Source organism: Enterococcus rivorum, assembly GCF_001742285.1.
Taxonomy (GTDB): domain Bacteria; phylum Bacillota; class Bacilli; order Lactobacillales; family Enterococcaceae; genus Enterococcus_L; species Enterococcus_L rivorum.
This window is the reverse complement of sequence record NZ_MIEK01000072.1, coordinates 1-1,543: the sequence shown is the minus strand read 5'-3', so window position 1 is coordinate 1,543 and position 1,543 is coordinate 1. Positions and strand designations below refer to the sequence as shown.

Below are 1,543 nucleotides of genomic sequence, written 5' to 3'. Positions count from 1 at the left end.
TTATACGAAAACTAAATTCGTAAAAAAACAAAAAAAGGCTACCTCCTACTTAATACGTAGTTAGCTGGAATTGGTCTAGAACGCTTTAGCAGCTACGCGTTAGAGTGTTCTTTCTATTTTGTAAATAACTTCCTCCAAGTTCATTATAGCGGGACTGATCGGAAAACATCCGATAAATGATACGTAATAATAAATGAACGGTCGCAACAACCGATTTTTTGTGACTTGCATTTCTTCTTATCCGAAAGAAAAATGCTTGGATTCGATTGGGTTTCCCTTGGGAAACGGCCAGTGCTCCTTGTGCTAAGACCTTCTTTAGATAAGAATTTCCTTTCCTTACACGTTTACTTCGTGTCTTTCCAGCACTTTGATTATTTCCTGGACTCGCTCCTGCCCATGAAGCTAAATGTCCAGCTGAGGGGAAAACAGACATATCTATCCCCACTTCTGCGAGAACAACTGCTGCCGTCCTTCGATTGATTCCTGGGATTTCCTCTAAACGTTCTACGTATTCTTCATAAGGAACGAGATAGTCGTTGATTGTTTCTTCGACTTCTACTAATTGTTTTTCTAAGCACTCAATTTGAGTGAGATGAAGAGACAACATTTTACGATAATGAGGTGTCATAAATCCTTCCAGGGATTCAAGCAATTGAGGCACTTTTCTGCGTAAGGTTGTATAGACACACTCGAGAATAAGCGTTTCTGTCATTGGTTTGTTTTCAATTAGAACATAAAGTAAGGCTCTGCCAGACTTTCCATAGATATCTTTAATCACTGAGGTTAATTTGATTCCAGCATTCTGCAATACCATGTGTCCTCTATTTTTTTCCCGATTCAAATCTTCCACTAAATGTTTGCGATAGCGGGTTAAATCTCTCAATTCCTGAATAGGTTCTGGTGGCACAAAACTTGTAGGAACGACTCCTAATCGAGTGAGACGAGCAATCCATTCCGCATCTTTCATATCTGTTTTTTTTCCTGGAATATTTTTGATGTGACGAGGATTCGCCAACTGTAGTTCAAAATGATTTTGTAAAATTCGCCATACGCATTTCCAATAGACACCCGTGCTTTCCATGCTTATGTGTGTGACTTCGTAAGAAGCCAACCAATCAGATAAGTCAAAAAGACCACGAGTTGTCGTGTCAAAACTGCCAAAGAATTTTTCTGGGCATTTATTTCCTTCAGCAGAACGAATAATACACGCAACAATTACTTTTTGATGGATGTCTAATCCAGCACAACAAGAACGAAAGACATCTTCCATTTTCAACATTCCTCCTTGAAAAAAAGTACAGAAGAGGCTATTCTACTTATAGAAACGATTTATTTTTATACGCAGGTTCTAGGACCTAATGATTGGTGCAAATAAGTAGAATGATCTAGTTTGTCCCTCAAGGTTACTTGGAGAAGAACCTCAATAAGTCATCGACCTACAAGCCACTTCTGTCATCTCTAGTATGACAGGAAAAAGCCTGCAGGTCGATCACTTTATTTTCATTCTGTTTGGTGAGGGCGTTAGCCCTCATGGGTGTTTGTC

General features: G+C 39.1%; 1 protein-coding gene. It reads right to left on the bottom strand.

The annotated features are described in order from the left end of the window. Positions 1–85: 85 nt before the first annotated feature. Positions 86–1,270, bottom strand: coding sequence for an IS110 family RNA-guided transposase (locus BCR26_RS16660; protein ID WP_069700082.1), 1,185 nt, complete (start codon positions 1,268–1,270; stop codon positions 86–88). Between the last annotated feature and the right edge of the window lie 273 nt (positions 1,271–1,543).

What these genes read in the sequence shown, in the direction of transcription:
- BCR26_RS16660 (WP_069700082.1), bottom strand. Translation starts at nt 1,270, where the DNA reads ATGGAAGATGTCTTTCGTTCTTGTTGTGCTGGATTAGACATCCATCAA.